Raw genomic sequence first — 26561 nt, forward strand, 5'->3', positions numbered from 1 at the left:
CCCGCCCCCGCCGGGCGCCTCCGCCCACCCCCGGCCGGGCGGAGGCGCCCGGCCACCAGCACCGAGAGGCCGTCAGGTCGTGTAGTCGGCGTTGAGCTTGACGTACTCCTCGGTGAGGTCGCAGCCGTACACCGCGAACGCGCCGTCGGCGACGCCCAGGTCGATCCGGATGACCACCTCGTCGCCACTCAGGTACGTGCGGGCCTGTTCGAGCAGGGCGTCGCTCGGCTCCTCGGGGTACATCGGGAGGTCGTCGAACCGGATCCGGACGGCCGCCGGGTCGATGTCGGTCTCGTCGTCGAGCTTGCCGATGGCCATGGTGACGCGGCCCCAGTTCGGGTCGGCGCCGTGCACGGCAGCCTTGACCAGCGGGGAGTTGACCACGCTCTTGCCGACGCGCTTGGCCTGGGCAGTGTCCCGGGCCCCGGTGACCCGGACCTCGATCAGTTTGGAGGCGCCCTCGCCGTCCGAGGCGATGTCCCGCACGAGGTGCAGCGCGCACTCGTACAGCGCCTGCTCGAAGGCGGGGAGGTCGACCGCTCCGGCGAGCCCGTTGGCGAAGATCGCGGCGGTGTCGCTGGTGGAGGTGTCGGTGTCGATGCTCAGCGCGTTGAACGTGCGGTCCATCACCCGGCGGAACAGGGCGTCGAGGTCGGCGGCGGGGACGTCCGCGTCGGTGAAGAAGAAGGTCAGCAGCGTCGCCATGTTGGGCTCGATCATGCCCACGCCCTTGGCGATGCCGACGAGTACGGCGTCGCCGCAGCGCACGTGGAGGTACTTCGGGCGGGTGTCCGTGGTCATGATCGCCCTGGCCACGGCCGCGTAGTCGGCCTCCGGGAACGGCCAGGTCATGGCGTCGAGCCCGGCCCGGATGCCGTCCATGGGGTAGGGGCGCCCGATCACGCCGGTGGAGCCGATGACCAGCTCGTCCGGGGAGATGCCGGCGATCTCGGCGACCCGGCGGCGCACCTCCGCGGCGTTCTCCGCACCGGTGCGCCCGGTGGCCACGTTGGCGTTGCGCGACAGCACGACCATCCCGCGGCTGTGCTGGAGCGCGGCCGCCTCGCGGCTGAGCACGACGCTGGGGCCGGCGAAGCGCGAGCGGGTGAAGACCGCCGCGGACCGGCACGGGACTTCGGAGATGACCGCCGCGAAGTCGTCCTCCACGTCCTTGAGGCCCATGTTGGTGGTGACGGCCCGGAAACCCCGGGGCACAGCAGGCTGCATGTCGATCGATCCCTCTCCGAACGGGTCGAGGTCCGGGTCGCGCAGGGCGAACCGAACCGCGGAGTAGTGAATGAGTTTGCGTAGATCTGAATACATCACTCATTGCGGCAGGGTCAACGCCGATTCCAAACAGCGCTCCACATCGGGCCGGAGATGGCCATGGGTGACCTCCTCGCACCGGCAGACGTGCATGACTATGCGGAGCCCCGAGCGGGCGGCGACTGCGGCCGCCCGGGCGACGCCCGCCGGATTCGTCCCGCCCGGCCCCTGCCCGTGCCCCGGAGGCTGGGCTACTGTGCCTGGTTGACGCACCGTGTCCGAGCAGCCGACGGACCGTCAGCAGACCACCGGGAGGCCACCGCATGCGCCGAATCGCCGTCGTCGGAGCGGGCCAGGCAGGCCTGCAGCTCGCGCTCGGGCTGGTGGCCGACGGGTGCGAGGTGACGCTGGTCGCCGAGCGCACGCCGGAGCAGGTGCGGGGCGGGCGGGTGCTGTCCACCCAGGCGATGTTCGGCCCGGCCCTGCGGATCGAGGCGGCGGCCGGCCTGGACCTGTGGACGGACGAAGCCCCGTCGGTGGCCTCGGTCGACGCGGCGCTCGTGGCGCCGCCGGCCACCCGCGTCCTGGAGTTCACCATGCCCCTGGACGAGCCCGCCCGTTCGGTGGACCAGCGGATCAAGCTGGCCCGCTGGCTGGAGCTGCTCGCCGAGCGCGGCGGCCGGGTCGAGTACCGCTCGCTGGACCGGGCCGGGCTGCACGCGCTGGCCCGCCGGCACGAGCTGACCGTGGTCGCGGCCGGGCGCGGCGAGCTGGCCGGGATCTTCGAACGGAACGCCGCCCGCTCGCCCTTCGACCGGCCGCAGCGCGCGCTGTCCTGCCTCTACGCGCACGGCGTCGGCTCGCCCGACCCGGCCGCCGGACCCCGGGCCCGGATGCACGCCCTGCCCGGCCTCGGCGAGCTCTACCTCCAGCCCGCCCTGACCCGTTCCGGCCCCTGCGACATCCTGCTCTGGGAGGCGCTGCCCGGCAGCCCGCTGGACGCGTTCGGCGACGGCCCCGAGGTCGGCGTCCAACTCGACCGGATCCGCACCCTGTTGGCCGAGTACCTGCCCTGGGAGGCGGAGCACTGGCGGGACGCCGAGCCGACCGACGCCGGGGCCGGGCTCTGGGGCGCGGTGACCCCGACGGTCCGCCGCCCGGTGGCGGAACTGGGCTCGGGCGTCGACGCCGTGCACGTCCTGGGCCTGGGCGACGCGGTGGTGGTCAACGATCCGATCACCGGACAGGGCGCCAACGGCGCCGCCCGCGCGGCGGACGCCTACCGGCAGGCGATCCGCGAGCACGGCGACGCCCCGTTCACGGCGGACTGGATGTGCCGCACCGCCGAGCGGTTCTGGCAGCAGCACGCCCGCCACACGGTGGAGTTCACGGCCGCCATGCTGACGATGCCGGACCACCTGCAGGGCGTCTTCGCGGCCGCCGCCGAGTACCCGGCGGTCGCCCGCCGACTGGCCAACACCTACGCCGAACCGAGCGACCACGCCGCCTGGCTGGCCACGCCCGAGCTGACCACCGCCTACCTCTCCTCCATCGGGAAGTAGGGTCCGCCCCTGACTCGCGTCGAGCCCTGTCGTCCAGCGTCGAGCCGCGTCGTCCCGCGTCGTCCCGCGTCGTCCCGCGTCGTCCCGCGTCGTCCCGCGTGCCGCCCGACGGCCTCCGGCCGCACGCGGCCGGGGTCCCACTTGCCCCCGGCCCGCCCCCGGGACGACGCTGGAAGGGGGACGGCAACTGGTGTGGGAGGCGTCGCTCGTGGACGGTCGTGAGCCCGCGGCGCGGTCCGACCGCGGCCACCGGAGCGTGCCGCACACGGCGGACCTGCGGGTGGAGGCATGGGCGCCGACGGCCGAGGGCTGCATCGGCGAGCTGGTGCACGCCCTCGTCGGCAGCTTCGCCGACCTGTCCGGCGCCCGGATCGTCGGTGAGCGCGCCTGCACGGTGCTCGCGGTGAGCGACCCGGACCTGCTCGCGGGCGTCCTGGAGGAGGTCATCTACCGGATGGACGTCGACGGCGAACTGCCGGCCGCCCTCGCCCTCGGGCCGATCGGCGGCCTGGACGGCGCCCGCAGCGTCGAAGTGCGCTTCAGGATGGCCGACACCGCGACCGCCGCCCTGGTCGGCGCCGTGCCGAAGGCCGTCTCGCTGCACGGCCTGGAGCTGGGCGAGGGGCCGGGCGGCTGGACCTGCGCCGCCACCGTGGACGTCTGAGGCGTGCCGACCGACCGGGTGAGCGAGCGGGGTGAGCGAGGTGGAGATCGTACTGGTCGAGGCGGGCCGCTACCGCTGGCGGATCGAGCAGCGCCCGCCGATGCGGGTGCCGGGCGTGGTCTTCGCGAACGGCGCGCTGCTGCCGCAGGCCGCCGGGGACCACGCGCTGGAACAGGTCGCGAACGTGGCGACGCTGCCCGGGATCGTCCGCGCCTCCTACGCGATGCCCGACGTGCACTGGGGCTACGGCTTCCCGATCGGCGGCGTCGCCGCCACCGACGTCGGGCAGGGCGGGGTGGTGTCGCCGGGCGGGGTCGGCTTCGACATCTCCTGCGGGGTCCGGCTGCTGGCCGCCGGGGTGGACCGGGACGAGCTCGACGCCGAACGCATCCGCCGCCTGATGGACCTCCTGGACCGCACCGTCCCGCGCGGGCTCGGCCGCGGCGGGCTGTGGCACCTGTCCGGGCCGGAGGAACTGGACGAACTGCTGCTCGGCGGTGCCCGCTACGCCGTCGAGCACGGCCACGGCGTGCCGCGCGACCTGGAGCGCTGCGAGGACCGCGGGGTGCTGGCCGGCGCGGCTCCCGGCGAGGTGAGCAACCGGGCCGTCGAACGGGGCCTGCAGCAGGTCGGCAGCCTCGGCTCGGCCAACCACTTCCTGGAGGTGCAGGCCGTCGACCGGGTGCACGACCCGGAGACGGCCGCCGCCTTCGGGCTGCGGACGGGCCAGGTCTGCGTGATGATCCACTGCGGCTCGCGCGGCCTCGGCCACCAGATCTGCACCGACCACGTCCGCGCCATGGACCGCGAACTCCACCACTACCGGATCGAACTCCCGGACCGCCAACTCGCGTGCACCCCGGTCGACTCCCCGCGCGGCCGCGCCTACCTCGGCGCCATGACCGCCGCGGCGAACTACGGACGGGCCAACCGGCAGCTGCTCTCCGAGGCCGCCCGGCGAGCCTTCGCCACCGCGCTCGGCGTCGGGCTGGAGCTGGTCTACGACGTCTCGCACAACCTCGCCAAGCTGGAGACCCACGAGGTGGACGGCGTGCCGCGGAAACTGTGCGTCCACCGCAAGGGCGCCACCCGCGCCCTGCCGCCCGGCGACCCGGACCTGCCCGCCGACCTGACCGGGGCCGGGCAGCCGGTGCTGGTGCCGGGAACGATGGGCACCGCCTCGTACGTCATGGTCGGCCTGCCCGGCAACGAGGCCTTCCGTTCCGCCTGCCACGGCGCCGGGCGCGTGTGGAGCCGCCACCAGGCGCTGCGCACGGTGCGCGGCGAGCACCTGAAGGGCGAACTGGAGGCGCGCGGCATCGCGGTCCGGCCCGCCTCGATGCGGGCCCTGGCCGAGGAGACGCCCGAGGCGTACAAGGACGTGGACGCGGTGGCCGCCGTCACCGAGGCCGCCGGCCTGGCCCGGCAGGTCGCCCGGCTGGTCCCGCTGGGGGTCTGCAAGGGATGAGAAGGGATGAGCAGGTGAACGGGTAAGCGAACGAGCGCGAGGAGCGAGTCGGTGCCCGGGCCGGTCAGGCCGGAGGACCTGCGCTTCCACTCCGTGAGCACCGCTTTCCCGGTCGAGCCCTTGCTGGGAGGGCTGGGCCGGTTCCGCCGTTCCTCCGCGTGTCGGGCGACAACTCCCGGGGGGTCGGGCCACGGTGGGCGGGACCTGACCGCCCGCCCGAAGACCGAGGCACCGCGATGCACCGTGACCAGGCGCCCGGAGCCGCCCCGCCGGGCGAGCGGCCCGATTCCCGCCGGAGGCCGCCGCGCACCGACGCCGTGCTGGCCGACCCCCGCCTCGCCGAGGCCGCCCGGCGTCTCGGACGCCCGCTCGTCAAGACCGCCGTCGTCGACGCGCAGGAGCGGGCCAGACGCGGGCAGATCGCACCGGCCGACGTCGCCGACGAGGCCCTCCTCGCGCTTCCGCCGACGGCCTGCGCGCTGCGTCCGGTGCTCAACGCCATCGGGGTGCTGCTGCACACCAACCTCGGCCGGGCCGCCCTGTCCGAGGCGGCCCGGCAGGCGGTACTGGCCGCCGCCGGTGCCACGGACGTCGAGTTCGACCTCGCCTCCGGCGACCGGGCCCCGCGCGGCCGGTCGACCGTACGGGCCCTGCTCGACCGCGTCCCCGCCGCGCAGGCCGCGCACGTGGTGAACAACGGCGCCGCCGCCCTGGTCCTGGCCGCCACGGCGCTCGCCCAGGGCGCGAGATCATCGTCAGCCGGGGCGAGCTGGTCGAGATCGGCGACGGCTTCCGCCTGCCCGACCTGCTCGCCTCGACGGGCGCGCGGCTGCGCGAGGTCGGCACGACCAACCGGACGCCGAGGGCTGGCTGCGGGCCGGGGCGGACCTGGTCACCGCCAGTGGCGCTTCAAGCTGCTCGGCGGCCCGCAGTGCGGCCTGCTCCTGGGCCGCGCCGAACTCGTCCGCACCCTCGCCCGGCACCCGCTGGCCCGGGCCCTTCGGGTCGACAAGCTGACCCTGGCCGCCCTGGAGGCCACCCTCAACTCGCCCGCCACGCCGACGCGTTCCGCCCTGCACGCCGAGCTGCGGGAGCTGCGCGAGCGGGCCGGGCGACTGGCCGCGACGCTGGCGGCCGAGGGCGTGCCGGCCCGGGTGGTGGACAGCCCGGCGGTGGTCGGCGGCGGTGGTGCCCCCGGGATGGTCCTGCCCAGCGCCGCCGTGGCCCTGCCGGAGGCGTTCGCCGCTCCACTGCGGCAGGGGCCGACGCCGGTGGTCGGGAGGACCGCCGACGGCTCCTGCCTGCTCGACCTGCGCACGGTGCCCGCGCCGGCCGACGCCGAACTCGCCGCGGCCGTCCGCCTGGCCGCCGAGTGGCTCGCCCGACCGTGAGCCCGATGGTGAGCACGCCCCCGCCCCGCACCCGACCACCCCGCCCGGAGCCCGCATGCACGTGATCGCCACCGCCGGGCACGTGGACCACGGGAAGTCGGCCCCGGTACGGGCGCTCACCGGAATGGAGCCGGACCGGTGGCCCGAGGAGCGGCGCCGGGGGATGACGATCGACCTCGGCTTCGTCTGGACCGCGCTCCCCGGCGCCGGGGACGTCGCCTTCGTCGACGTCCCCGGCCACGAGCGGCTGGTGACCACCATGCTGGCCGGCGTCGGGCCCGTCCCCGCCGTGCTGTTCGTGGTGGCGGCGGACCAGGGCTGGCAGGCGTAGTCGGAGGAGCACCTCGCCGTGCTCGACGCGCTGCGGGTGCGCCACGGCGTGCTCGCCGTCACCCGCAGCGACCTGGCCGACCCGGCCCCGACCCGGGAGGAGACGCTCGCCCGGCTGGCGCGCAGCTCGCTGGGCCGGGTGGAGGCCGTGGCCGTCAGCTCGGTGACCGGCGTGGGGCTGCCGGAGCTGCGCGAGGCCCTGGTCCGGCTGACCGCCCGGCTGCCCGCCCCCGACCAGGCCGCGGACGGACCGGCCTCCGCACGTCCGGCCGACGGCGAGCAGGCGGTCGCCGACGGCGATCGACCCGGCCGCGAGCGTGCCGGTGACGACGGTGCCGTGGCCCCGGACGGTGAACGGTGAAGAACCCGACCCTCGGCGGCTGCTCCGATCGCTGCGCCACAGCCGTTCTCCTTCCGTGGAGGGGAGCGGACCCGCCGCCCCACCTCCCACCCAACCGCTCCGGACCCGTCCCCGCGACCCGGGTCGCGGGGACGGGTCCGGCCGGGTCCCGGTTGCTGGAACCGGGGATGGTCGAGCCGGCCGCCGTGCTCACCGCCGTCGACCGGCACCTGGACGGGCTGTTCGCGGGGGAGGGCGGGGCGGACGGCCCGTGACGGCGTGGCAGGCTGGGCGGGTACCGCCCGGTGCGACGCCGGACCCGCAGGACGCCGCACCCGCACGACGCCGCACCCGCACGACGCCGCACCCGTAACCAGGAGCACCCGCATGGACCGACCCGCCGCCCTCCGCCTCGACGCCAACGCCTCCGGGCATCCGGCGGGCATCCTCGACGCCGCCGAGCAGGCCGAACGCCGGGGCATGGACCGGCTGGTGGTCGCCGAGACCGCGTACGACCCGTTCCTCCAGCTCGCCCGGGCCGCCGACCGCACCGAGTCGATCGAGCTGGCCACCGGCATCGCGGTGGCCTTCGCCCGTACCCCGATGACCCTGGCCTACCAGGCCTGGGGGTTGCACGCGGCCTCCGGCGGTCGGGCCGTCATCGGGCTGGGTTCGCAGGTCAAGCCGCACATCGAGAAGCGCTTCGGGATGCCCTGGGACCGCCCGGCCGCCCGGATGCGCGAGTACGTGCACGCCGTGCGGGCGATCTGGCACAGCTGGCAGACCGGTGAACGGCTGCGCTTCCGGGGCGAGTTCTACACCCACACGGTGATGACGCCGGTCTTCTCGCCCGACCCGGTCCCGGCCGGGGTGCCCCGGATCCTGCTGGCGGGTGTCGGTCCGCTGATGACCCGCACCGCCGGGGCGGTGGCCGACGGCTTCCTCGCCCATCCGTTCTCCTCCACCGCCTACCTGGCCGAGCAGGTGCTGCCCGGGCTGACGGAGGCACGGCGGCAGGCGGAGGCCGAGGGGGCCGGGTGGACCGGGCGGCCGTTCGAGACCGTCGGCAACGTGCTCACCGCCGTCGGCCGCACCGAGGAGGAACTGGCGGCCAACCGGGCCGGGGTGCGGGAACGGCTCGCGTTCTACGCCTCCACCCCGGCCTACCGGCCGGTGCTGGCGCAGCACGGGTGGGAGGACCTGCAGGAGGAACTGCACACCCACTCGGTGCGCGGGCGCTGGGCGGAGATGACGGCGCTGATCTCCGACGAGGTGTTCGACGCCTTCGCGGTGTCCGGCACGGTCGAGGAGGCCGCGCGGGAGATCCACCGCCGGTACGCGGGGCTGGTCACCCGGCTGTCCGTCCACCTGCCCGAGGACGCGGACCAGGTGCTCGGCCTGGACGTGCTGGCGGCGGTGCGCGCACTGGGCTGAAGCGGTCCGGCAGCCGCCACGGATCAGTTCCGATCGGTCAGGACACGGTCAAGACCGGGCACATTCAGGCAAGCGGTTCGCGGTGGCCCGCCCGGGCGGCAGGATCGCGCTGAGCAGGGCGGGCGTACGACCGGACCGGCCGACCCGCCCGGCACCGCCGCCCCCGGCCACGGCAGCCGGGCCGAGGCCCGCCCCCGGACGGGTGAACGGCGTCCGGCGGCCCTCTCCTCGCCCTCCTCTTCCCCCTCGTCCTCGGAGCGCTCATGACCGGCCTGCCGCTGCCGCCCGTACCGGAGCCGTACCACCTGCCCTTCCACTACGGCGCGCTGCACACCATCGGCGTCGACTACCTGGTGGAACCCGAGCGGGCCCGCCGGCTGCTCGCCAAGCGCCACCCCGGGCTGAGCGTCGCCGCCTTCGACGGCGGGGCCTGCGTGTCACTCAACTACCAGCTGTACTTCGCCCAGTACCCGAACGGCGGCGGCATCACCCAGGAGTTGGAGATCAACCTGATCGCCCACCCGGTGTTCGCCGAGGACCGCATCCCGGCGGTCAACTACGGTCAGTACGCCCGGGGTTACGACCAGTCCAAGCTGCTCGGCAGCGCCCGGCTGCACGTGCTCTGCGACAACCCGCTCGCCATCGACGCCGGGCGCCGACTGTACGCCGAGCCCAAGCACCCCGGCTGGTTCGAGACCACCGTGCCCTCGCTCAACGCACCCGCCGTGCGCGAACGGTGGGCCGTCTCCTGCCGCCGGGCCGTCCTGGGAACGGAGGGGCTGCGCCGGCACCAGGAGGAGGTCATCGCGCTGGACGTCGACCTGGTGGGCCTCACCCCCGAGTCGGTCAACAGCACCCCGATCACCGGCTACGGCACCGACGACGAGGGCAAGCTGCTCGCCGGACCGCTCAACGCGCACCAGCCCTACCGCTACTACGCGCTGGACGACCGCAGCGCCGACCGCGTCCGGCTCGACCTCGGCAACCCGGCCGAGGAGCCCGCCCGCGACCTCGCCCAGCTGGTCGGCGACGCCCCGGCGGCCGGAGTCTGGACCTACCAGTCCGCACCGGTGGCCGCCCGCAACCGCGCCTACTACGTCCGGTGACCTGGTTGCCGCCCACCCCGCCGTGAGGGGTGAGGAGTTGGACGGCCCGGTCCCGCTGTCGGCCCGTCTCCGCAGGGGGATCGGCCGGGCGCCGGCGGCGGGGTTCAGGCCCCGGGCGTCGGGGGGACGGCGCGGCGCTCGCGCAGGGTGCGCAGCACGCGGCGGGTGGCGCGGGTGGCGACCGGCGGGAGGAGGTCCAGGGCCAGGCGGCGCGGGGTGGAGCGCTGGATCTGCGCGGGTGTCTTGACCTGGTAGTTGAGCCGCAGCACGTGGTGGCCGGCGATGGTGTCCTCGTCGACGGTGTAGCCCTCGGCCCGCCAGTCGCGTGCCAGCAGGGTCCGGCGGGCGGCCGCGGCGTCGCCCCAGGTGCCGTAGAACTTCATCGGGGTGAGCAGCACCGGCCGCAGGCCGCCGGTGAACACCGCCTCCCACACGGCCGCGGACACGCCCGGGGTGTGCTCGGAGCGGTAGTCGTCGAGCGCGACCAACCCGTCCTCGGCGAGGGCGGACCGGGCGACCAGGATGTCCCCGCTGACGTGCTCGTACAGGTGCGAGGCGTCGACGTGGACGAACCGGCAGCTGTCCGCCGGGATCCGGCCGTCGGCCAGCACCGAGGTGGGCGCCTGGACGATCTCGGGCAACTCGCTGTGGAAGGCGAGGTAGTTGGACTCGAAGGCGCTGCGGGTGAGCGTCCTGCGGTAGGACATCGTCATCTCGGCGGCGTTCTCGGCGTCGCCCGCCTCCGAGTCGAACAGGTCGCAGACCGTCAGCCGCTCACCGGGCTGCAGGTGGTCCCCGAGCAGTACGGCGCTGCGGCCAAGGTAGCTGCCGAGCTCCAGGACGTCCCCGGTGATGCCGGCCGCCGTCTGGGCGGACAGCAGGTGCGAGAAGGCGGCCCGGTCCAGTCCGAAGAACCAGCCGGGGATGTCGTCCCGCTTCTGCGGAACGGGACGGGTGGCGACGATCGCTTCACTGGGCACGGCTGCCTCCAGGGGACGGGCGGAGCGCGGTGGATCACGCCGCGGAGGGCAAGGGCGCCGTGGTCGTGAGGCCGATCATCATAGCGATGCCCGGGCCGCCGGGGAGGCCCCTTCACGGACCTTTCGGACCGTCCGCGCCCGTCAGCCCGGTGACGGTCTCGGCCAGCCAGGCCCGCTCGGCGGCGGTGGAGGCCCGGGCGACCAGCAGCATGCCGCGCCGGAACGGGTTCGGCTCCCGCTCGGCGGTGACCGGGCGGCCGTCCCCGTCGTAGAAGAAGCTGCTCGGCGCCTCCAGGAAGGCCAGTCGGCGGCGCAGCACCTCGGCCTGCTGGAGCGGGTCGGCCAGGTGGTGGAGGAAGGCGGCGAGGGTGAAGAAGCGGATCTGGTCGGTGATCTCGGCCTGCTCGGGGTCGGCCAGTCGGCGCAGCAGCTCCGCCCGGCCCTCCTCGGTCAGCTCCAGGGTCTGGCGCGGCGCGGCCCCCGTGCCGGGCTCGGTACGGCGGTGCAGCAGGCCGGCCTTCTCCAGCCGGGTGATCGCGGGGTAGAGCGCGCCGTCGCTGACCGGCCGGACGTGACCGGTCAACCCGGTGATCCGGGACTTGAGTTCGTAGCCGTGCAGCGGCTGGTCGTACAGGAAGCCGAGGATCGCGAGGGTCAGCACGGTCGAAGCCCTTTCGTCGGAGTGCGCCCCGTGGCGCGGCCATGATACCTCTTGCCGATGTGCCTCTAATCGATGTATATCCCTTCGAGGTAAATCCAATCGAGGTGGACGCCGGCGCCGGTGGGCCCGGTGGAACGAGGGGGGACCATGCGCGAGCAGCTGTACCGGCTGGCCGCTCTGGCCGGACCGGTCTACGCCGAACTGCTGTCCGGTGTGATCGCCACGGTGATCGGCACGTACTGGGTGGCGGGCCTCGGCGGATCCGCCGTCGCCGCCGTCACCCTGGCCGGAACCGTCGAGAACCTGCTGCTCGGACTCGTCCTGGTGGTCGCCTCCGGCGTCAGCGTCCGGCTCGCCCGGGCCCTCGGCGCCGGCGACCGGGACGAGGCCGCGCGCACCACCCGCGCCGCCTGGCGCCTGTGCGCGCTCGGCAGCCTCGCCCTCGCCGCCCCCGGCTTCCTGCTCCGGGACCGCCTGGCGGCCGCCTTCCTCGACGGCGAGGCCGCCACCCGGGCGGCCGAGTACTTCACCGTCGCCTTCCCGGTGTTCGTCCTGTTCTTCGCCCAGCGCGTCGCCGACGAGCTCTTCAAGGGCGCGGGCGACACCCGCACCCCGATGCGGATCGCCCTGCTCTCCAACTCCCTGCTGCTGGTCCTGGATCCGCTGCTGATCCTCGGGCCCGGCCCGCTGCCCGCCCTCGGCGTCATCGGTGCGGCGCTCGCCCTCGCCACCTCCCGGGCGGTCGCCCTCGCCGTCACCCTGCGGCTGCGGCCCCGGACCGACGGGGTGGTCCGGGGCGTCGGAGCGGCAGCCGTCCGCATCCTGCGGGCCGGTGCGCCGTTCGGCCTGGACTTCACCGCCCGGATGGCCGTCGGCACCGCCCAACTGGCCCTGGTCGCGGGCTTCGGCGTCGCGGCCGTCGCCGGGTACGGCATCGGTTACCGACTCCTGCTCCTGCTCACCATGGCCTTCTACGCGCTGCGCCAGGCCACCGCCATCCGGGCCGCCGGCCTCACCGGTGCCGGAGCGGCCGCCGACCTGCGGATCCTTCACCGCGCCACCGCCCGCCTCGCCGTCGGACTGGGCGCGGGCGCGGCGCTGCTGGCGGCCGCTTGCGCCGGTCCGCTGACCGCCCGGTTCACCGACGACCCGGCGGTGTCCGCCCAGTCCGTGGGCTTCCTGCACCTGACGGCCCTCTACCTCCTCCCGTACGCCCCGGCGGTCGCCCTCGGCGGCTTCCACCAGGCGACCGGCGCCGGGCGGGCGCTGGTGCTGTCGGCGGTGTTCGGGCTCGGTGCCCAACTCGGGGCCGCGGTGGCGCTGTCGGGGGCACTGGGAGTGGCCGGGGTGTGGTGGGGGCAGGTCGTCGGCGCGGTGGTGCAGTTGGGGTTGCTGTCGCTGCTGACCCGGCGTGGAGCCGGTGCCGACGGCGGTTCAGGAGCCGCTGCCGGGCCGGGCGAGCAGTCCGGTGGCGAAGGCTCGGGCGGCCGCCAGGTCCCGGGCGTCCGGGCGGTGCTTGTTGATGCCGCCGACCAGTTTGAAGGGGAGCCAGGTGTCGTGGCCGCGGGCCGTGAAGCTGCCGGCCACCTCGAAGCCCTTCGGCTGCAGAAGTCGGGTCAGCGGCCGGGTGAAGGGGCGGAAGCCGGGCTCGGGTAGGCCGCTGGTGGCGAAGACGAACGCCCGGCACGGCTGTTGGGCCGGCGGGAGGGCGCGCACGAACTCGCGCAGGCGCGGGTGCAGCCGGCCGGTGAAGACGCCGGAGCCGAAGCCGACCAGGTCGTGGTCGGCGAGTTCGGCCGGGTCCAGCTCCTCGGGTTCGACCACCGGGGCGGCCAGCGGCTGGGCCATGGCCTCGGCGATCCGCCGGGTGTTGCCGTGGGACACCGAGACGCACACGATGACGGCCTTCATGGTGATGCTCCCTTCGCTCCGCGATCGCGGGGGGTGCGGAACGTCCGCGCCCACAGGGTCGACCGGGCAGCGCTCGGGAACGTGACATCGGGGGCGGCTCAGGCCGACGGAAGCGCGCCGAGGGCGTGGACGCCGGTGCGGCTGCCGCGGTAGACCGCCGCCCCTGCGGCGGCCAGCGAGACCACGGTGAACTCGCCCCCGGTGCCCAGGTGTTCCGGTTCGTCCTGCCAGCGGAGCCGACCCGTCGCCAGGTCGAACGCGTACAGCCGGTCGTCGTTCGTCCCGACGTAGGCGATGCCGTCGGCGGCGGTCATGGAACTCTCTCCGCGGCCGAGGCCGATGGGAGTGGTGACGGCCCAACGGGTCTCGCCGGTGTCCGCGTCGAGCGCGGTGAGCCGGTCCCCGCTGAACAGGCACAGCGTTCCGTCGGCGACCGACGGGGGACAGCTCAGCACCTTGGGCTGCGTGCGCCGCCAGCGCACCCGGCCGGTGCCCGCGTCCAGTGCGAGGACGGCCGGGTTCCCCATGTCCGGGTCGCAGTCGGCGAGATAGGCGGCGCCCTGGTGGACCGAGGGCCCGCCCGCCACCTGCACCGTACGGACGGAGTTCTGCTCCCAGCGCAGTTCGCCGCTGCGGGTGTCGAACGCGCGCAGCCCGGCGGGCCCGCCGGGGGTGTACAGGGTGCCCCCGGCGACGACCAGCCGGCCCGAGCTGTTCGGCGGGCCGCTCCAGCGCAGGCTGCCGTCGGCCACGTCGTAGGAGCGGAGCGCGGTCCCGTACGGCGCGAACACCCCGCCACCGCCGACGGCGGGAGACTGCGACCACGGGACGTCGCGCCAGTCGGGCACCGGCACCTCCCAGCGCGCCTCGCCCGACGCCGCGTCGAAGACGTGCACCCGGTTTGGGGCGGTCACGCAGACCACGCCGTCCCCCACGGCGAGCGGCAGCCCGGACGGGGTGTCGGCGACCCCGGGTGCGACGACCGCCTTGCTCCAGCGGACGGCTCCGGTGCGCGGATCGAGGGCACTCACCCGGCCGTCGTACCCGGAGACGCAGAGGCTGCCCACGGACTCCACTGGCAGGGCGATCCGGCCTCCGGGAGCCGAGCTGCTCCAGAGCCGGGGGCCGCGCGCCGGGTCCCGGCGGGCCCACCAACCGGCCCCTGCCGAGACGGCGAGGGCGCCCACGCCTCCCGCCGCGCTCAGCAGCAGCCTCCTGCGGTTGATCCGGTGCAGGACGGGCTCGTTCTGCGGTGCATCGGTGTTCACACCTGACATGACCTCGTATACGGACCATTGGTTGCACCGATCGGGTGAACGGCGTGCGCGCCCTCCGCCCGGAGGCCGTACCGGCCGTTTACCGGGCGGACGGGCCGAGGTGGGCGTCCAGGCTGGTGCGCAGCAGGGAATCCAGGCCGTCGCTGCCGGTGGCCAGTCGCAGGCTGCCCGAGGCGCGCAGTTGGGCGAGGCCGTGCAGGTTGGCCCAGAGGGCGGCGGTGGCGGCGGTCGGGTCGTCGCACCAGGGGTGGACCTCGGCGACCAGGCCGACGAAGGTCAGGAACAGCGGCAGGGTGGTGCGGCGCAGCTCGGAGCCGCTGCCCTCCAGCAGGTCGTGGCGGAACATCAGCTCGAACATGCGGGGGTTGGCCGCCGCGAAGCCGAGGTAGGCGCGGGCGAGCGCCTCGATCCGGGTGCGTGCGTCGCCGCCCGTGGTGACGGCGAGGGCGTCGGCGCCGGCGAGCAAGTCGGTGAGCCTGCCGAAGCCCTGCCGGGCGACGGCGGCGAGCAGCTCCCGGTGGGTGGGGAAGTGGCGGCGGGGTGCCCCGTGGGAGACCCCGGCGTGCCGGGCGATCTCGCGCAGCCCGAGGGCGTGGACGCCCTCCCTGGTCACCAGCTCGACGCCTGCGGCCACCAGCCGGGCGCGCAGGTCGCCGTCCTGTTCGGACGGGGGCGCGGTCAGGGGGTCGATCGCCGTCCCGGCCGTCGTCCCGGCCGTCGTCTCGGTCATGGCCACTGTCTACCCGATCATCGTAGACACTGTCTACTCGGCTGGACGGTGGCCCGCCGGGCAGAATCGGAAACATGGACGAAGGCGGCGAGTCGGCCTGCTGGCTGGACCGGGTGTGCCCGGAGTGCGGACGGCTGCGTGAGCGGCCGGGCCCAGGGCCTTGCGAGACCTGCGGCGCGGACGCGGACGGGGAGACCCGCGGGCAAACGGGGCAGGGGGCGGAGCGGGAACCGGACCGGGGCGACGGCTGAATGCCGCCGCCCGGCACGACGGGGCGACCCGACCTCCGCCGCCGCTACTGCGGCGGCTGGTCGCGGAACTGGTCCTTCAGCTTGTCCTGGGCCACGTCGGTTTGGCTGCTGTACTTGCCCTGAGTGCGTTCGTCGAAGGTGTCACCCGCCTTGTCGACGCCCTTCTCCGCCTGGTCCTCATGGCCCTTCAGCATGTTCTTGAGCTTATCCAGCATGGACATGTGGTCACCCTCCTGGATGAGACGCCCCCACCCCTCCAGGATCACAGCGCGGGCCGTCCCGCGCACTTCGCGGCCGCGTGGCGGCCTTGGCAAGGCGATCCCGGTCATGTCAAATCGTGAGTTCACGGTTCGTCGGAGGGAGTCGCTTTGAAGCCGCACACCTGGAACCGCACGGGCGCCGCGCTGGCCGTCGTCACCCTGGCCACCCCGGTGCTGTTGGTCGGCGCGGGCAGTGCCAACGCGGATCCGGACCCGGCCCGCCGCGGCGCCAGGTTGGCCGAGCGGCTGGTCGAGGCCAGCAGCGCGGAGGACGCGCACGACACCCTGGCCGCGCTGCAGCGGATCGCCGACCGCAACGGCGGTACCAGAGCCGCCGGTTCCAAGGGCCACGACGAGTCGGCGAACTACGTGTACGAGCAGGCGCGGTGGGCCGGGCTCAAGGTGTCCCGGCAGGAGTTCGAGTACACCTTCTTCGAGGCCCGCGCCCAGCGGCTGGACGTGGTGTCACCGCAGGCCGAACCGGTGCAGGTGATCGCCATGACCTACTCGGCGAGCGGCCCGGAGGCAGGCCTGAACGCCGAGTTGGGCGTCGTCCCGGTGGGCGCCACCACCGGCTGCACGCCCGCCGACTACCCGGCGGGCTCCGTCACCGGCCGGATCGCGCTGATCCGGCGCGGCGGGTGCAGTTTCGCGGAGAAGCAGGCGGCCGCGGCGGGCGCCGGCGCCCTCGGTGCGCTGATCTACAACAACACCGACGGCGAGCTCGCCGGGACCCTGGGCGAGCCCACGGCCGGGAAGGTCCCGACCGGCGGGGTCACCAGGGCGGCCGGTGAGGCACTGGCCGCGGAGGCCGCCGCCGGGCCGGTCCGGGTGAGGCTGGACATCCGGACCTTCATGGAGCCGCGCAAGACCTGGAACGTCATCGCCGAGACCCGCGGCGGGGACCCCGCCAACACCGTGATGATCGGCGCGCACCTGGACTCCGTGCCCGCCGGGCCCGGCATCAACGACAACGGCTCCGGCTCGGCCGGAATCCTGGAGGTCGCGAAGAACCTCGGCGTCCGCCCGGTGAGGAACAAGGTCAGGTTCGCCTGGTGGTCCGCCGAGGAGTTCGGCCTCAAGGGCTCCGAGGCGTACGTGAAGTCGCTCTCCGAGGCGGACCGGAAGAAGGTCCGGCTCTACCTCAACTTCGACATGATCGCATCCCCCAACTACGCGCAGTTCGTCTACAACGGCTCCGGCAGCGCGGGCGGCGGCTCAGGCCCGGAGGGTTCGGCCCAGATCGAGCGGGACCTCACCGGGTACCTGGACGGCCGCGGCCTGCCGCACGACCCGTCCGCCTTCAACGGCCGTTCCGACTACGGACCGTTCATCGACGCGGGCATCCCGGCCGGCGGCACCGACACCGGCGCCGAGGCGGTCAAGTCCCCCGAGCAGCAGGTCCGGTACGGCGGCACGGCGGGCACCGCCCTCGACGCCTGCTACCACAAGGCCTGCGACGACCTGGACAACATCGACACGGCGGCCTTCGACGTCAACATCGACGTGATCGCCCACGCCGCCGGCACCTACGCCTGGGACCTCTCCTCGCTGCGGCAGCCCGTACCGGCTCAGCGCCCCGCCGGTCGGGCGGCCTCCGGCGCGGGTACGAGCACCCCCGGCAGCACCGGTACGGGCGGAGCCGACGCCCACGAGGCGGCGGCCTGACGCCCGGGGGGCCCGCTGCCGTCCTCGGGCGGCGGGCCCGCCCGCCGTGCACCTGCCTGCCACCCGCGCCCTCCCTCCGTCATCGACCCAGGTGGGGCCGGGGGTGAGCCACCGTAGCCGACGCCACTGACATTGATGCTGATACTCAGGTCCCGGTGGTCGTGGCTCTGCCACTGACTGACAATCCGGCCCCGAGCCCTGTACGGTGCCGCGCGGAGCCCATCCGCCGAGACCCGGTGGGTGCGCCGGGTCCGGTCCTGACACCATGGGACCGAGATCGTCACCGTGACACCCTCGGAGGAGTCAGCAACATGAGCACGCACTACGACGTCGTCGTCCTCGGCGCGGGCCCCGGCGGCTACACCGCCGCCGTCCGCTCGGCGCAGCTGGGCCTGAAGGTCGCGGTCATCGAGGCCAAGTACTGGGGCGGCGTCTGCCTCAACGTCGGCTGCATCCCCTCCAAGGCCCTGCTGCGCAACGCCGAGCTCGCCCACATCTTCACCAAGGAGGCCAAGACCTTCGGCATCAAGGTCGAGGGCCAGGTGACCTTCGACTTCGGCGAGGCCTTCCGCCGCAGCCGCACGGTGGCCGACGGCCGGGTCAAGGGCGTCCACTACCTGATGAAGAAGAACGGCATCACCGAGTACGACGGCTGGGGCACCTTCGTCGACGACCACACCCTCCAGGTCGCGCTCAGTGGCGGCGGCTTCGACGTGGTCACCTTCGACCACTGCATCATCGCCGCCGGTGCCACCACCCGTCTGCTGCCGGGCACCAGCCTGAGCGAGCGCGTGGTCACCTACGAGGAGCAGATCCTCACCGAGGAGCTGCCGGAGAGCATCATCATCGCGGGCGCCGGCGCGATCGGCGTCGAGTTCGCCTACGTGCTGCACAACTACGGCGTGAAGGTCACCATCGTCGAGTTCCTGGACCGCATGGTGCCGCTGGAGGACGTCGAGGTCTCCACCGAACTCGCCAAGCAGTACCGCAAGCTGGGCATCGAGGTGCTCACCTCCACCCGGGTGGAGTCGATCGACGACAGCGACCCGAACAGCAAGGTCAAGGTCACCGTCACCAAGAACGGCCAGCAGCAGGTGCTGGAGACCGACAAGGTGCTCCAGGCGATCGGCTTCGCGCCGCGGGTCAACGGCTACGGCCTGGAGAACGCCGGGGTCAAGCTCACCGACCGCAACGCCATCGCGGTGGACGGCCGCGGCCGCACCAACGTCGACCACATCTTCGCGATCGGTGACGTGACCGCCAAGCTGATGCTCGCCCACGCCGCCGAGACGATGGCCGTGATCGCCGCCGAGACGATCGGCGGGGTGGAGACCCAGGAGGTGGACTTCGTGATGATCCCGCGCGCCACCTACTGCCAGCCGCAGATCGCCTCCTTCGGCTACACCGAGGCACAGGCCCGGGAGCAGGGCTACGACGTCAAGGTCGCCAAGTTCCCGTTCACCGCGAACGGCAAGGCGCACGGCCTCGGCCACCCGATCGGCTTCGTCAAGGTCATCAGCGACAACAAGTACGGCGAGCTGCTCGGCGCCCACCTGATCGGCCCCGAGGTCACCGAGCTGCTGCCCGAGCTGACGCTGGCCCAGCAGTGGGACCTCACCGTCCACGAGGTCGCCCGCAACGTGCACGCCCACCCGACCCTGGGCGAGGCGGTCAAGGAGGCCGTCCACGGCCTCGCCGGTCACATGATCAACATGTGACGACCCGTCCGGTGCGAGGACAGGGCCCCGGCGGGCGGCGAACGCCCGCCGACCCCGGCCCCGGACCGGACACAGCACCCTTCCTAGCCAAGCTGGCTGCGCAGCCAGCCCTTGACCTCGGGGGTGACCTCGTCGGCGATGTCGGAGAACTCCTCGTGCTTGACCAGGAACTTGGCCACGTACGGGCAGACCGGGACGATCCGCTTCCCGGCGGCGCGCACGTCCGTCAGCGCCGCCCGGACGAGCTGCCCGGCCAGGCCGCGGCCGGCGAAGGCGTCCTCCACCAGGGTGTGGTAGAAGACGCGCTGCCCGTCGTGGTCCAGGTACTCGGTGAAGCCGGCGAGTTCGCCGTCGACCCGGACCTCGTACCGGTGCAGGGCGTCCGACCGCTCGACGACGGGGGTGCTGGGGGTGCTCATGGCGGAGGCCTTTCGTTCGCGAAGCCCGTAGGGGCTTTCGGTGCGGGGCCAGGTTAGCTCCCGGTGGATGCGGCCGACCCGGTCGGCTGACCCGGTGGGCCGACCCGGTCGCCCGGGCCGCTGGGCTGGGCCGACCGGGCGATGGCCGGAGCCCTCGGCGCCGCTCCGGCTGCCCCGACCGGCCCGGCCGCCTAACGTTGGCGGGACGGCTCCGTCCCACTGCGCACGGCGGGCCGGGCGGGACGTCGGCGGAACACCGGAGGAGCGGAGGGGCGGGGTGCGGGTGCGTTCCGCGGAGGTGAACCGGCTGCCGCAGCCGCCGTCGGTGCCGGGCACTCAGCTGCCGGTGCTGGTCCGGTACGGGCACCGCTCCTGGCTCATCCCCGCGGTGCTGCTGGTGGCGGTGGTGGTCGTGGACGCGCTCACGCCCAGTTCGTTCGCGTCCGTCAGCTGGCTGGCCCTGGTGCCGGTGGTCGCCGCCGGGCTCTGCGGGCCGCCGGCCACCGTGGTGTTCTGCTGCCTCGCGATCGCCATGTACCCGGCGTTGGACAGCATCTGGGCGAAGTCCCAGGGTGTCGAGGACTTCCTCCTGGTGGTCGCCGGCTGCGTCCTCGCCCTGCCGCTCAGCGTGTTCCGGGCCCAGGCCGCCGCCTACGTGCGCCACCTGCAGGGCGCGGCCGAGACCACCCGGCAGGTGGTGCTGCGCCCGGTGCCGCCGGGCTGGGGCGGGGTGGACTCGGCGGCCCGCTACCTCGCGGCGGACGTCGAGGCCCGGGTGGGCGGTGACTTCTACGACGTGGTGGCCTCGCCCTTCGGCGCGCGGGTGGTCCTCGGTGACGTGCAGGGCAAGGGGCTGCCCGCGGTCTCCACGGCGGCGGCCCTGGTCGGCTGCTTCCGGGAGGCGGCCTTCCGCGAGCCGGACCTCGCCACCCTCGCCTCCCGGCTGGAGGAACGGGTGCACCGGCAGAACCTGCTGGCCTCCCGACTGGGCGAGGAGGAGCGGTTCGTCACCGCGGTGGTCATCTGGTTCCCCGACGACGCCCCGGAGGAGATCGAGCTGGTCAACTTCGGCCACGACAGCCCGCACGTCCTGGGCCCGGACGGCGTCCGGAAGCTGCCTCCGGGCAGCGGCGCGCCGCTCGGGCTGGCCGGGCTGGCCGGCGGGCTGCCCGAGGTCCAGCGGCTGCGGCTGGGCACGGACGAGACCGTGCTGATCGTCTCGGACGGGGTGACCGAGGCCCGGGACCGGCAGGGCGACTTCTTCGACCTCCGCGAGTACCTGGACGAGCTGGTCGGCGGGCCCGGGGCCACCGCGCCCGAGCGCCTGGTGGAGGCCGTCGCCGCCGCCGTCGTCCGGCACACCGGCGGCCGCCGCACGGACGACACCGCCCTGCTCGCCGTGCGGCACAGCCCCGTACGGCTGCCGGCCGAGCCGGGGAGGTGCGGCGGGTAGTCGGGGGTGCGCCGTCAGGCGGACAGGGAGGCGAGGGCCGCGGAGAGCCGCCGGGCCGCCTCGTCGGCGACCTCGGCCAGGCCGCCGCCGGACCCCGCCAGGGTCACCAGGGTCTGCGGGTCGACGGCCTCGACCACGGTGGCCCCGCCGTCCCGGCGGACCACCACGTTGCAGGGCAGCAGCAGGCCGATCCGGCGGTCGGCCAGGAGCGCGCGGTGGGCGAGGGACGGGTTGCAGGCGCCGAGGATCAGGTAGTCCTCCAGCTCCTCGCCGAGCTTCTCGTGCAGGGTCGCCCGCACGTCGACGGTGGTCAGTACGCCGAAGCCCTGCTCCTTCAGCGCGGCGGTGACGTCGGCCACCGCCTGCTGGAACGGCCGGTCGAGCCGGACGCCGAGTCCGTAGTCCATGGTTCCTCCGTAGGGTCCGGGATCCCGCCCAGTATCGGGGGCGCCGGCGACCGGCGCCCCCGGACGCGCTGGCGCCGGTCAGGCCCGCAGCTGGGGCAGGGCCGGGGCGGGGCGCGGGGATCCGGCTGATCACGAGCCGATCAGGGTGGCGATCGACACCGGGGCCGCCGGTCAGTTCACGGTGACCGCCGGAGCGCCGGACCGGCTGGTGTCGGTGAGCGGGCCGTAGCCGGCCGAGAAGTAGCCGTCGGCGGGGCAGAGGCCGGAGCCGCCGCTCTTGGCGAAGTGCTCGTTGGTGAAGGTCAGGCTGTTGCCGCCGTTGTCGGCGGTGCCGGTGAAGGCGCCGCTGAGCTGGTAGGTGCAGGTGATGGTGCCGAACCAGGTGTCGAGGACGGCGGTGGCCTGGATCGGTCCGGCGCTGCCGCCGGTGAGGGTGACCGGCAGACCGGTGGAGTCGTCGACGGAGACGCCGTAGGGGAGCGTGTCGACGGTGAGGCTCTCCACCGAGGTGACGCCGGTGACGTTGGCGGTGCAGGAGTCGAAGGTGAGCCCGGTCAGCGACTCGGTCGCGACGCCGGGGGCAGCCGGGTTGGTGAGCACTCCGGCGGAGTACTGGGAGGTGGCGCAGGTGACACCGGTGGTGCTGGTCGCGGTCGAGTAGAAGGTGGCGCTGGTGCCGGCGGCGAGCGGCGCGGCGAGGGTGTCGCCCGCCGCGACGGCAGCGCCGCCGGCGGTCAGCACGGGCCCGGCGGCGTCGGCCGGGAGGGCGGAGGCGGGGGCGGGAGCCGCCGCGGCCAGGGCGAGGGCGGCGAGGGCGGCGGGAACGGTCCAGCGGGGGAGTGCGCGCATGGCAGAGCCTCTTCCTCGGCGAGGGGGCGAGAAGACGACCTTTCGCTGCTCCGGGGGCGGGGGATCGGGGAGCTGACTACGTTCTAGGACTGTGTCGGTGTGCCGTCAAGGCGCTGCGGAGAACTTGCTGACGTTTCGTCAACAAGCCTGCCCCCGAGAGCATGGCATCCGATCACGGTGCCAGCGGCGTGACAGTGATCCGACAGCGGCCGAAAGCGATCCGACGGTGTCCTGACAGCGGCGGGCGGAAGACTCCGTGGCGACCGGCCGGAAGATCCCTGAGATTCCCACGAGCCACGCGACTGCGGTGATTCCTGTGATCCATCCGACCCCTGCGACCGACGAGAGGGAACCGCCCGTGCCCCGGCCCCGCCTCACCGTCAGCCTTCGCGCCGCTGCCGCCACGGCCGCCGGCCTGCTGCTGGCTGGCCTCACCCCGGCCGCGGTCTCGGCCGCCGCGCCCGCCCCGCCGGTGCCGAAGCTGACCTGGACGAAGAGGTGCACCCCTGGCTTCCAGTGCGACACCGCCCAGGTGCCGCTGGACCACCGGGACCCGCACGGTCGCTCCATCGAGCTGGCGCTCATCCGCCGTCCCGCCGACGACCGGGCGCACCGGATCGGCACGCTGTTCTACAACCCGGGCGGCCCGGCGCTCCCCGGCACGGCGGCCCTGCCCGCCGTCGTCCCGCTCCTCCCAGAGCAGGTGCGCAAGCGCTTCGACCTCGTCAGCTTCGACCCGCGCGGCGTCGGTGACTCGACCACGCTGCAGTGCTTCCCCGACCAGGCCGCCGAGCAGGCCCTGCTCAGCGGCCTCCCGGCCGGCTACCCGATCGGCGCGGAGCAGGAGTCGCGGTGGGCCGACACCTACGCCCGACTGGGCCGCCGCTGCGCCGAGAACGACCGGACCGGCCTGCTCGCCCACCTGTCCACCGCGGACGTCGCCCGCGACCTGGACCTGCTGCGCCAGGCCGTCGGCGACCGGCGGCTGAACTACCTCGCCACCTCGTACGGGACGTACCTCGGCGCCACCTACGCCAACCTGTTCCCGGACCGGGTGCGCGCCATGGTCCTGGACAGCGCCGTCGACCCGGTCGCCTGGTCCACCGGCCGCACCCCGCAGGACACAGCGCTGCCACCCTTCCTGCGCACCGGCAGCGACCTCGGCTCGGCCCGCGCCCTCCACACCTTCCTCGACCGCTGCGGCGCCGCCGATCCCGCGAACTGCGCCTTCTCGGCGGGCAGCCCGGAGGCGACCCGGGCCAAGTTCGCCGAACTGATGAACCGCCTGGACCACGGGCCGGTCACCGTCGGCACCGGATCGCAGACCGGCACCTACGACCGGGCGACCACTCTCTCGGACATCTCGGTACTGCTGTACACGGCCCAGCCGGTGCCGCAGTTCGGCACCACCGGCTGGGCCGCCCTGGGCCTGAAACTGCAGAGCCTGTGGACCGCCCCCGCCACCCCGGCGGCGCCGCTGCCGACCGGCGGACCGGCCAAGCAGACCCAGGTCCTCGGAGTGCTGTGCGCCGACACCGCCAACCCGCCCGCGGGCGCGGACTACTCGGCGCTCGCCGACCTCGCCGGGGCGCGCTCCGGCGACCTCGGCCCGTCCTGGGTCTGGCCGACCCAGCGATGCGCCGCCTGGCCGGCCGAGGCCGCCCGGGACCGCTACACCGGACCGTGGAACCGGCGCACCGCCGCGCCCGTCCTGGTCGTCGCCAACACCGATGACCCGGCCTGGCCCTACGAGGACTCCCGCGCCCTGGCCGACACCCTCGCCCGCGGCCGGCTGCTGACCGTCGACGGTGACGGACACACCGTGCTCGGCAACCCGAGCGGCTGCGCGTCCGGCTACGAGGAGCGCTACCTGGTGGACGGCGAACTGCCGCCGCGCGGCCAGGTCTGCGCGCCGGACCAGCGGCCGTTCCAGTAGCGGGCGGCGACCCGGTGGCACCCGGCCCGGGGCGGGAATCCCGTCGCCGGTCGGGTGCCGGCCGGTTCAGTGCTCGGGTCCGCTGCGGTCGTCGGACGGCTCGTCGGAGGTCTCGTCGGACGGCGCGTCGGAGGTCTCATGGGCGGGCCTTTGGGAGGTCTCGTCGGACGGCGCCCCGGAGGGAGGGGCGGAGCGTTCGCCGGGCGGCTCGTCGGAGGTCTCGTCAGAGTTCCCGTCGGAGCGGTCGCCGGAGGGCCCACGCCCCCGGGAGTGGTGGCGTCGCAGGAACCAGGCCAGTAGGGCGACGGCCACGATCACGGCGATCACGATGGTGGTGACCCGGCCGACGGTGCCCTCCACCCTGGTGTAGGCGGCTCCGGCGAAGTAGCCCAGAAGGGTGAATCCGACGCCCCAGGCGATCCCGCCCAGGGCGTTGTAGAACAGGAACCGGCCGTACGGCATCCGGGACACCCCGGCCAGCGAGGGCACCAGCGGGCGGACGAAGGCGATGAACCGGCCGATGAAGACGGCGGCCGGTCCGCGCCGGCGGATCAGGTCCTGCACCGTGTCGACCTGCTTGGCGTGGCGGCGCAGCGGGCGGGTGCGCAGGATCGGCGGACCGAGGTGGCGGCCGATCTCGTAGCCGGCGGAGTCCCCGAGGATCGCCGCGCAGACCACCACCAGGACCATCCAGCCGAGGGAGACCTCGCCCTGGTGGGCGAGGAAGCCGCCGAGGACGGCGGCGGTCTCGCCGGGGATGAAGAAGCTGAAGAACAGGGCGTCCTCGGCGAAGACCATGCCGCCGACGGCCGCGTACTCGACCGGGCCGGACAGGCCACGCAGCCAGTCGGTGATCGTGTGCATCGGCCACACCCCGTCGGTGATCGGGCCCCTTCACGCGTCCCTTTCCGCCCCAATGTAACGCGTGTCGCCGCACGGGCCCCGGCAGGCGGGAGGGGGTGGCCCGGTGGCCGGCTTCCTTAGCGGAACGTTAGATCTGCGCGGTGTTCCTTGCCGCCGTGCGCCGTCCGGCGGCACGCTCTGGGGCACCCACCCCACCGCACCGATTCCCGGGAGCCGCCATGTCCCCGTCCGCCGTCCCCGCCGCCCGTCCGCAGCCGCCCGGCGGGGAGCGCGCCGGGCGGCGGCTAGCCCTGGTCGGCGGGTCGCTGGGCAATCTCGTGGAGTGGTACGACTGGTTCGTCTACGCCAGCTTCGCCGTCTACTTCGCCGACGACTTCTTCCCCGGCAGCGACTCCACCGCGAAGCTGATGAACACCGCGGGCATCTTCGCGGTCGGCTTCCTGATGCGCCCGGTGGGCGGCTGGCTGCTCGGCCGGGCCGCCGACCGGCACGGCCGCAAGAGCGCCCTGACCCTGACCGTCACCATGATGTCCGCGGCCGCCGTCCTGATCGCCGTCGCCCCGACCTACGCGCGGGCCGGGTACCTCGGCGCCGGAGTGCTGCTGCTCGCCCGGCTGCTCCAGGGCATGAGCATCGGCGGCGAGTACGCGGCGAGCGCCACCTATCTGACCGAGGCCTCCGCGCCGAACCGGCGCGGCCTCGGCTCCTCCTTCCAGTACGTGTCGATGACCTGCGGCCAGCTCCTCGGCCTCGGCATCCTCATCGTCATGCAGCACACCCTCAGCAGCGCCCAACTGCACTCCTGGGGCTGGCGGGTGCCGTTCCTGCTCGGCGCCGTCCTCGCGGGCGTGGTGCTGTGGCTGCGCCGCCGGCTGCCGGAGACCGAGGCCTTCACCGCCGATGCCCGCACCGCCGAGGCCGGCGGCCGGGAGCAGGACGGCGCCCGGGGCACCCTGCGCAGCCTGTGGGAGCACCGGCGCCAGGCCCTGCTGGTGATGGCCCTCACCCTCGGCGGCACCGTCGCGTACTACACGTACACCACCTACCTGACCAAGTACCTGATCGGCAGCGCCGGGCTCGCCAAGAACACTGCCACCCTGGTCAGCTTCACCGCGCTCGCCCTCTTCGCCGCGATCCAGCCGCTGGCCGGCCTGCTCTCCGACCGGATCGGCCGCCGCCCGCTGCTGATCACCTTCGCGCTCGGCTGCACCGTGGGCACCTACCCGCTGATGACCGCGCTCGGCTCGGCCTCCGGCTACTGGTCCGCTCTGGGGCTCTCGCTGGTCGCCCTGGTCATCGTCACCGGCTACACCTCGATCAACGCGGCGGTGAAGGCCGAACTGTTCCCCACCCGCATCCGCGCCCTCGGCGTCGCCCTCCCGTACGCCCTCGCCAACGCGCTGTTCGGCGGCACCGCCGAGTACATCGCGCTCTGGTTCAAGAACAGCGGGCACGAGTCCGGCTTCTTCTGGTACGTCTCCGGCTGCGCCCTGGTCTCCCTGGTCGTCTACGTGCTGATGCCGGACACCAGGAACGCGGTGCTCAGCCCCGAGGAGGCCCGGACGGAGGCCGCCGCGGCCGGGGCCGTACGGTAGTCCCCTCAGAGGTGGGGAGGG

At 74.2% G+C, this 26561-nt stretch carries 21 protein-coding genes and 4 pseudogenes; 14 read left to right on the forward strand and 11 right to left on the reverse strand.

Annotation, left to right across the window (positions count from 1 at the left end; genetic code table 11):
• Positions 1–72: 72 nt before the first annotated feature.
• Positions 73–1227: a bifunctional glutamate N-acetyltransferase/amino-acid acetyltransferase ArgJ gene (gene argJ, locus BOQ63_RS38540; RefSeq protein ID WP_072655842.1), complete on the reverse strand. Its 1155-nt coding sequence runs from the start codon at positions 1225–1227 to the stop codon at positions 73–75.
• A gap of 362 nt (positions 1228–1589) precedes the next feature.
• Here argJ and BOQ63_RS38545 point away from each other — a divergent pair, with 362 nt between their 5' ends.
• The 8 genes and pseudogenes from BOQ63_RS38545 (at position 1590) to BOQ63_RS38580 (ending at position 9561) form a co-directional block, all read left to right on the forward strand.
• Positions 1590–2828 carry a styrene monooxygenase/indole monooxygenase family protein gene (locus BOQ63_RS38545; protein WP_030550184.1) on the forward strand — a complete coding sequence of 413 codons (1239 nt, stop codon included), beginning with the start codon at positions 1590–1592 and terminating at the stop codon, positions 2826–2828.
• 208 nt (positions 2829–3036) lie between these two features.
• Complete coding sequence (locus tag BOQ63_RS38550; protein ID WP_030285049.1) at positions 3037–3492, forward strand: archease; 456 nt, start codon at positions 3037–3039, stop codon at positions 3490–3492.
• 40 nt (positions 3493–3532) lie between these two features.
• Complete coding sequence (locus tag BOQ63_RS38555; protein ID WP_072656452.1) at positions 3533–4960, forward strand: RtcB family protein; 1428 nt, start codon at positions 3533–3535, stop codon at positions 4958–4960.
• 236 nt (positions 4961–5196) lie between these two features.
• A pseudogene (locus BOQ63_RS38560) lies at positions 5197–5759 on the forward strand (L-seryl-tRNA(Sec) selenium transferase); the annotation flags it as partial.
• A gap of 124 nt (positions 5760–5883) precedes the next feature.
• A pseudogene (locus tag BOQ63_RS38565) lies at positions 5884–6351 on the forward strand (L-seryl-tRNA(Sec) selenium transferase); the annotation flags it as partial.
• A gap of 55 nt (positions 6352–6406) precedes the next feature.
• Positions 6407–6928: pseudogene (locus tag BOQ63_RS38570) on the forward strand (GTP-binding protein); the annotation flags it as partial.
• A gap of 480 nt (positions 6929–7408) precedes the next feature.
• On the forward strand, positions 7409–8455 hold the full coding sequence (locus BOQ63_RS38575; RefSeq protein ID WP_030285040.1) for a TIGR03617 family F420-dependent LLM class oxidoreductase: 1047 nt from the start codon (positions 7409–7411) through the stop codon (positions 8453–8455).
• Positions 8456–8718: 263 nt separating this feature from the next.
• Positions 8719–9561, forward strand: coding sequence for a hypothetical protein (locus BOQ63_RS38580; RefSeq protein WP_030550188.1), 843 nt, complete (start codon positions 8719–8721; stop codon positions 9559–9561).
• 104 nt (positions 9562–9665) lie between these two features.
• Here the strand turns inward: BOQ63_RS38580 and BOQ63_RS38585 are convergent, their stop codons facing one another.
• Together BOQ63_RS38585 and BOQ63_RS38590 are read right to left on the reverse strand one after the other, a co-directional pair.
• Positions 9666–10541, reverse strand: a complete 876-nt coding sequence (locus tag BOQ63_RS38585; RefSeq protein WP_051746926.1) for a class I SAM-dependent methyltransferase — start codon at positions 10539–10541, stop codon at positions 9666–9668.
• A gap of 112 nt (positions 10542–10653) precedes the next feature.
• Positions 10654–11202, reverse strand: a complete 549-nt coding sequence (locus BOQ63_RS38590) for a PadR family transcriptional regulator (RefSeq protein ID WP_030285035.1) — start codon at positions 11200–11202, stop codon at positions 10654–10656.
• A 147-nt stretch (positions 11203–11349) separates the two neighbouring features.
• On the opposite strand from BOQ63_RS38590, the pseudogene BOQ63_RS38595 reads away from it, so the two are divergent.
• Positions 11350–12486: pseudogene (locus BOQ63_RS38595) on the forward strand (MATE family efflux transporter); the annotation flags it as partial.
• A 150-nt stretch (positions 12487–12636) separates the two neighbouring features.
• Here the strand turns inward: BOQ63_RS38595 and BOQ63_RS38600 are convergent.
• The 4 genes from BOQ63_RS38600 to BOQ63_RS38615 all read right to left on the reverse strand — a co-directional run bounded on the left by BOQ63_RS38600 (position 12637) and on the right by BOQ63_RS38615 (position 15592).
• On the reverse strand, positions 12637–13113 hold the full coding sequence (locus tag BOQ63_RS38600) for a flavodoxin family protein (RefSeq protein ID WP_030285031.1): 477 nt from the start codon (positions 13111–13113) through the stop codon (positions 12637–12639).
• A gap of 98 nt (positions 13114–13211) precedes the next feature.
• Positions 13212–14381: an outer membrane protein assembly factor BamB family protein gene (locus BOQ63_RS38605; RefSeq protein WP_030550193.1), complete on the reverse strand. Its 1170-nt coding sequence runs from the start codon at positions 14379–14381 to the stop codon at positions 13212–13214.
• 88 nt (positions 14382–14469) lie between these two features.
• Positions 14470–15120 carry a TetR/AcrR family transcriptional regulator gene (locus tag BOQ63_RS38610; RefSeq protein ID WP_078867359.1) on the reverse strand — a complete coding sequence of 217 codons (651 nt, stop codon included), beginning with the start codon at positions 15118–15120 and terminating at the stop codon, positions 14470–14472.
• Positions 15121–15415: 295 nt separating this feature from the next.
• A complete protein-coding gene (locus BOQ63_RS38615) occupies positions 15416–15592 on the reverse strand; it encodes an antitoxin (protein ID WP_030285024.1) in 177 nt (58 codons plus the stop codon).
• A 147-nt stretch (positions 15593–15739) separates the two neighbouring features.
• Here BOQ63_RS38615 and BOQ63_RS38620 point away from each other — a divergent pair, with 147 nt between their 5' ends.
• Together BOQ63_RS38620 and lpdA are read left to right on the forward strand one after the other, a co-directional pair.
• Positions 15740–17299, forward strand: coding sequence for a M28 family peptidase (locus tag BOQ63_RS38620; RefSeq protein ID WP_072655846.1), 1560 nt, complete (start codon positions 15740–15742; stop codon positions 17297–17299).
• A 311-nt stretch (positions 17300–17610) separates the two neighbouring features.
• On the forward strand, positions 17611–19017 hold the full coding sequence (gene lpdA, locus BOQ63_RS38625; RefSeq protein WP_072655847.1) for a dihydrolipoyl dehydrogenase: 1407 nt from the start codon (positions 17611–17613) through the stop codon (positions 19015–19017).
• Positions 19018–19100: 83 nt separating this feature from the next.
• Here lpdA and BOQ63_RS38630 read toward each other — a convergent pair whose 3' ends face one another.
• A complete protein-coding gene (locus BOQ63_RS38630; RefSeq protein WP_030285017.1) occupies positions 19101–19436 on the reverse strand; it encodes a GNAT family N-acetyltransferase in 336 nt (111 codons plus the stop codon).
• 277 nt (positions 19437–19713) lie between these two features.
• On the opposite strand from BOQ63_RS38630, the gene BOQ63_RS38635 reads away from it, so the two are divergent.
• Positions 19714–20889 (forward strand): PP2C family protein-serine/threonine phosphatase, encoded by a 1176-nt coding sequence (locus tag BOQ63_RS38635; protein ID WP_150476293.1) that lies wholly within the window; start codon positions 19714–19716, stop codon positions 20887–20889.
• A gap of 14 nt (positions 20890–20903) precedes the next feature.
• Here the strand turns inward: BOQ63_RS38635 and BOQ63_RS38640 are convergent, their stop codons facing one another.
• Together BOQ63_RS38640 and BOQ63_RS38645 are read right to left on the reverse strand one after the other, a co-directional pair.
• On the reverse strand, positions 20904–21296 hold the full coding sequence (locus BOQ63_RS38640) for a DUF302 domain-containing protein (protein WP_030285013.1): 393 nt from the start codon (positions 21294–21296) through the stop codon (positions 20904–20906).
• Between the two features lie 171 nt (positions 21297–21467).
• The gene (locus tag BOQ63_RS38645) at positions 21468–22145 is read right to left on the reverse strand and encodes a hypothetical protein (protein ID WP_030285011.1); all 678 of its coding nucleotides are present in this window, start codon (positions 22143–22145) and stop codon (positions 21468–21470) included.
• A gap of 358 nt (positions 22146–22503) precedes the next feature.
• Here BOQ63_RS38645 and BOQ63_RS38650 point away from each other — a divergent pair, with 358 nt between their 5' ends.
• Complete coding sequence (locus BOQ63_RS38650) at positions 22504–24081, forward strand: alpha/beta hydrolase (RefSeq protein ID WP_072655849.1); 1578 nt, start codon at positions 22504–22506, stop codon at positions 24079–24081.
• Between the two features lie 66 nt (positions 24082–24147).
• Here the strand turns inward: BOQ63_RS38650 and BOQ63_RS38655 are convergent, their stop codons facing one another.
• Entirely contained in the window at positions 24148–24945 is a 798-nt protein-coding gene (locus tag BOQ63_RS38655) for a VTT domain-containing protein (RefSeq protein ID WP_078938534.1), read from the reverse strand.
• A gap of 218 nt (positions 24946–25163) precedes the next feature.
• Here BOQ63_RS38655 and BOQ63_RS38660 point away from each other — a divergent pair, with 218 nt between their 5' ends.
• Positions 25164–26540: an MFS transporter gene (locus tag BOQ63_RS38660; RefSeq protein ID WP_079183946.1), complete on the forward strand. Its 1377-nt coding sequence runs from the start codon at positions 25164–25166 to the stop codon at positions 26538–26540.
• Positions 26541–26561: the final 21 nt, after the last annotated feature.

Origin of the sequence: Streptomyces viridifaciens (genome assembly GCF_001888885.2) — a bacterium.
GTDB classification, from domain to species: Bacteria; Actinomycetota; Actinomycetes; order Streptomycetales; family Streptomycetaceae; genus Kitasatospora; species Kitasatospora aureofaciens.

Coding starts and splice junctions, on each gene's coding strand:
- argJ (WP_072655842.1), bottom strand. CDS start 1,227: ATGCAGCCTGCTGTGCCCCGGGGTTTCCGGGCCGTCACCACCAACATG.
- BOQ63_RS38545 (WP_030550184.1), top strand. CDS start 1,590: ATGCGCCGAATCGCCGTCGTCGGAGCGGGCCAGGCAGGCCTGCAGCTC.
- BOQ63_RS38575 (WP_030285040.1), top strand. CDS start 7,409: ATGGACCGACCCGCCGCCCTCCGCCTCGACGCCAACGCCTCCGGGCAT.
- BOQ63_RS38580 (WP_030550188.1), top strand. CDS start 8,719: ATGACCGGCCTGCCGCTGCCGCCCGTACCGGAGCCGTACCACCTGCCC.
- BOQ63_RS38600 (WP_030285031.1), bottom strand. CDS start 13,113: ATGAAGGCCGTCATCGTGTGCGTCTCGGTGTCCCACGGCAACACCCGG.
- BOQ63_RS38610 (WP_078867359.1), bottom strand. CDS start 15,120: ATGACCGAGACGACGGCCGGGACGACGGCCGGGACGGCGATCGACCCC.
- BOQ63_RS38615 (WP_030285024.1), bottom strand. CDS start 15,592: ATGTCCATGCTGGATAAGCTCAAGAACATGCTGAAGGGCCATGAGGAC.
- lpdA (WP_072655847.1), top strand. CDS start 17,611: ATGAGCACGCACTACGACGTCGTCGTCCTCGGCGCGGGCCCCGGCGGC.
- BOQ63_RS38630 (WP_030285017.1), bottom strand. CDS start 19,436: ATGAGCACCCCCAGCACCCCCGTCGTCGAGCGGTCGGACGCCCTGCAC.
- BOQ63_RS38640 (WP_030285013.1), bottom strand. CDS start 21,296: ATGGACTACGGACTCGGCGTCCGGCTCGACCGGCCGTTCCAGCAGGCG.
- BOQ63_RS38645 (WP_030285011.1), bottom strand. CDS start 22,145: ATGCGCGCACTCCCCCGCTGGACCGTTCCCGCCGCCCTCGCCGCCCTC.
- BOQ63_RS38655 (WP_078938534.1), bottom strand. CDS start 24,945: ATGCACACGATCACCGACTGGCTGCGTGGCCTGTCCGGCCCGGTCGAG.
- BOQ63_RS38660 (WP_079183946.1), top strand. CDS start 25,164: ATGTCCCCGTCCGCCGTCCCCGCCGCCCGTCCGCAGCCGCCCGGCGGG.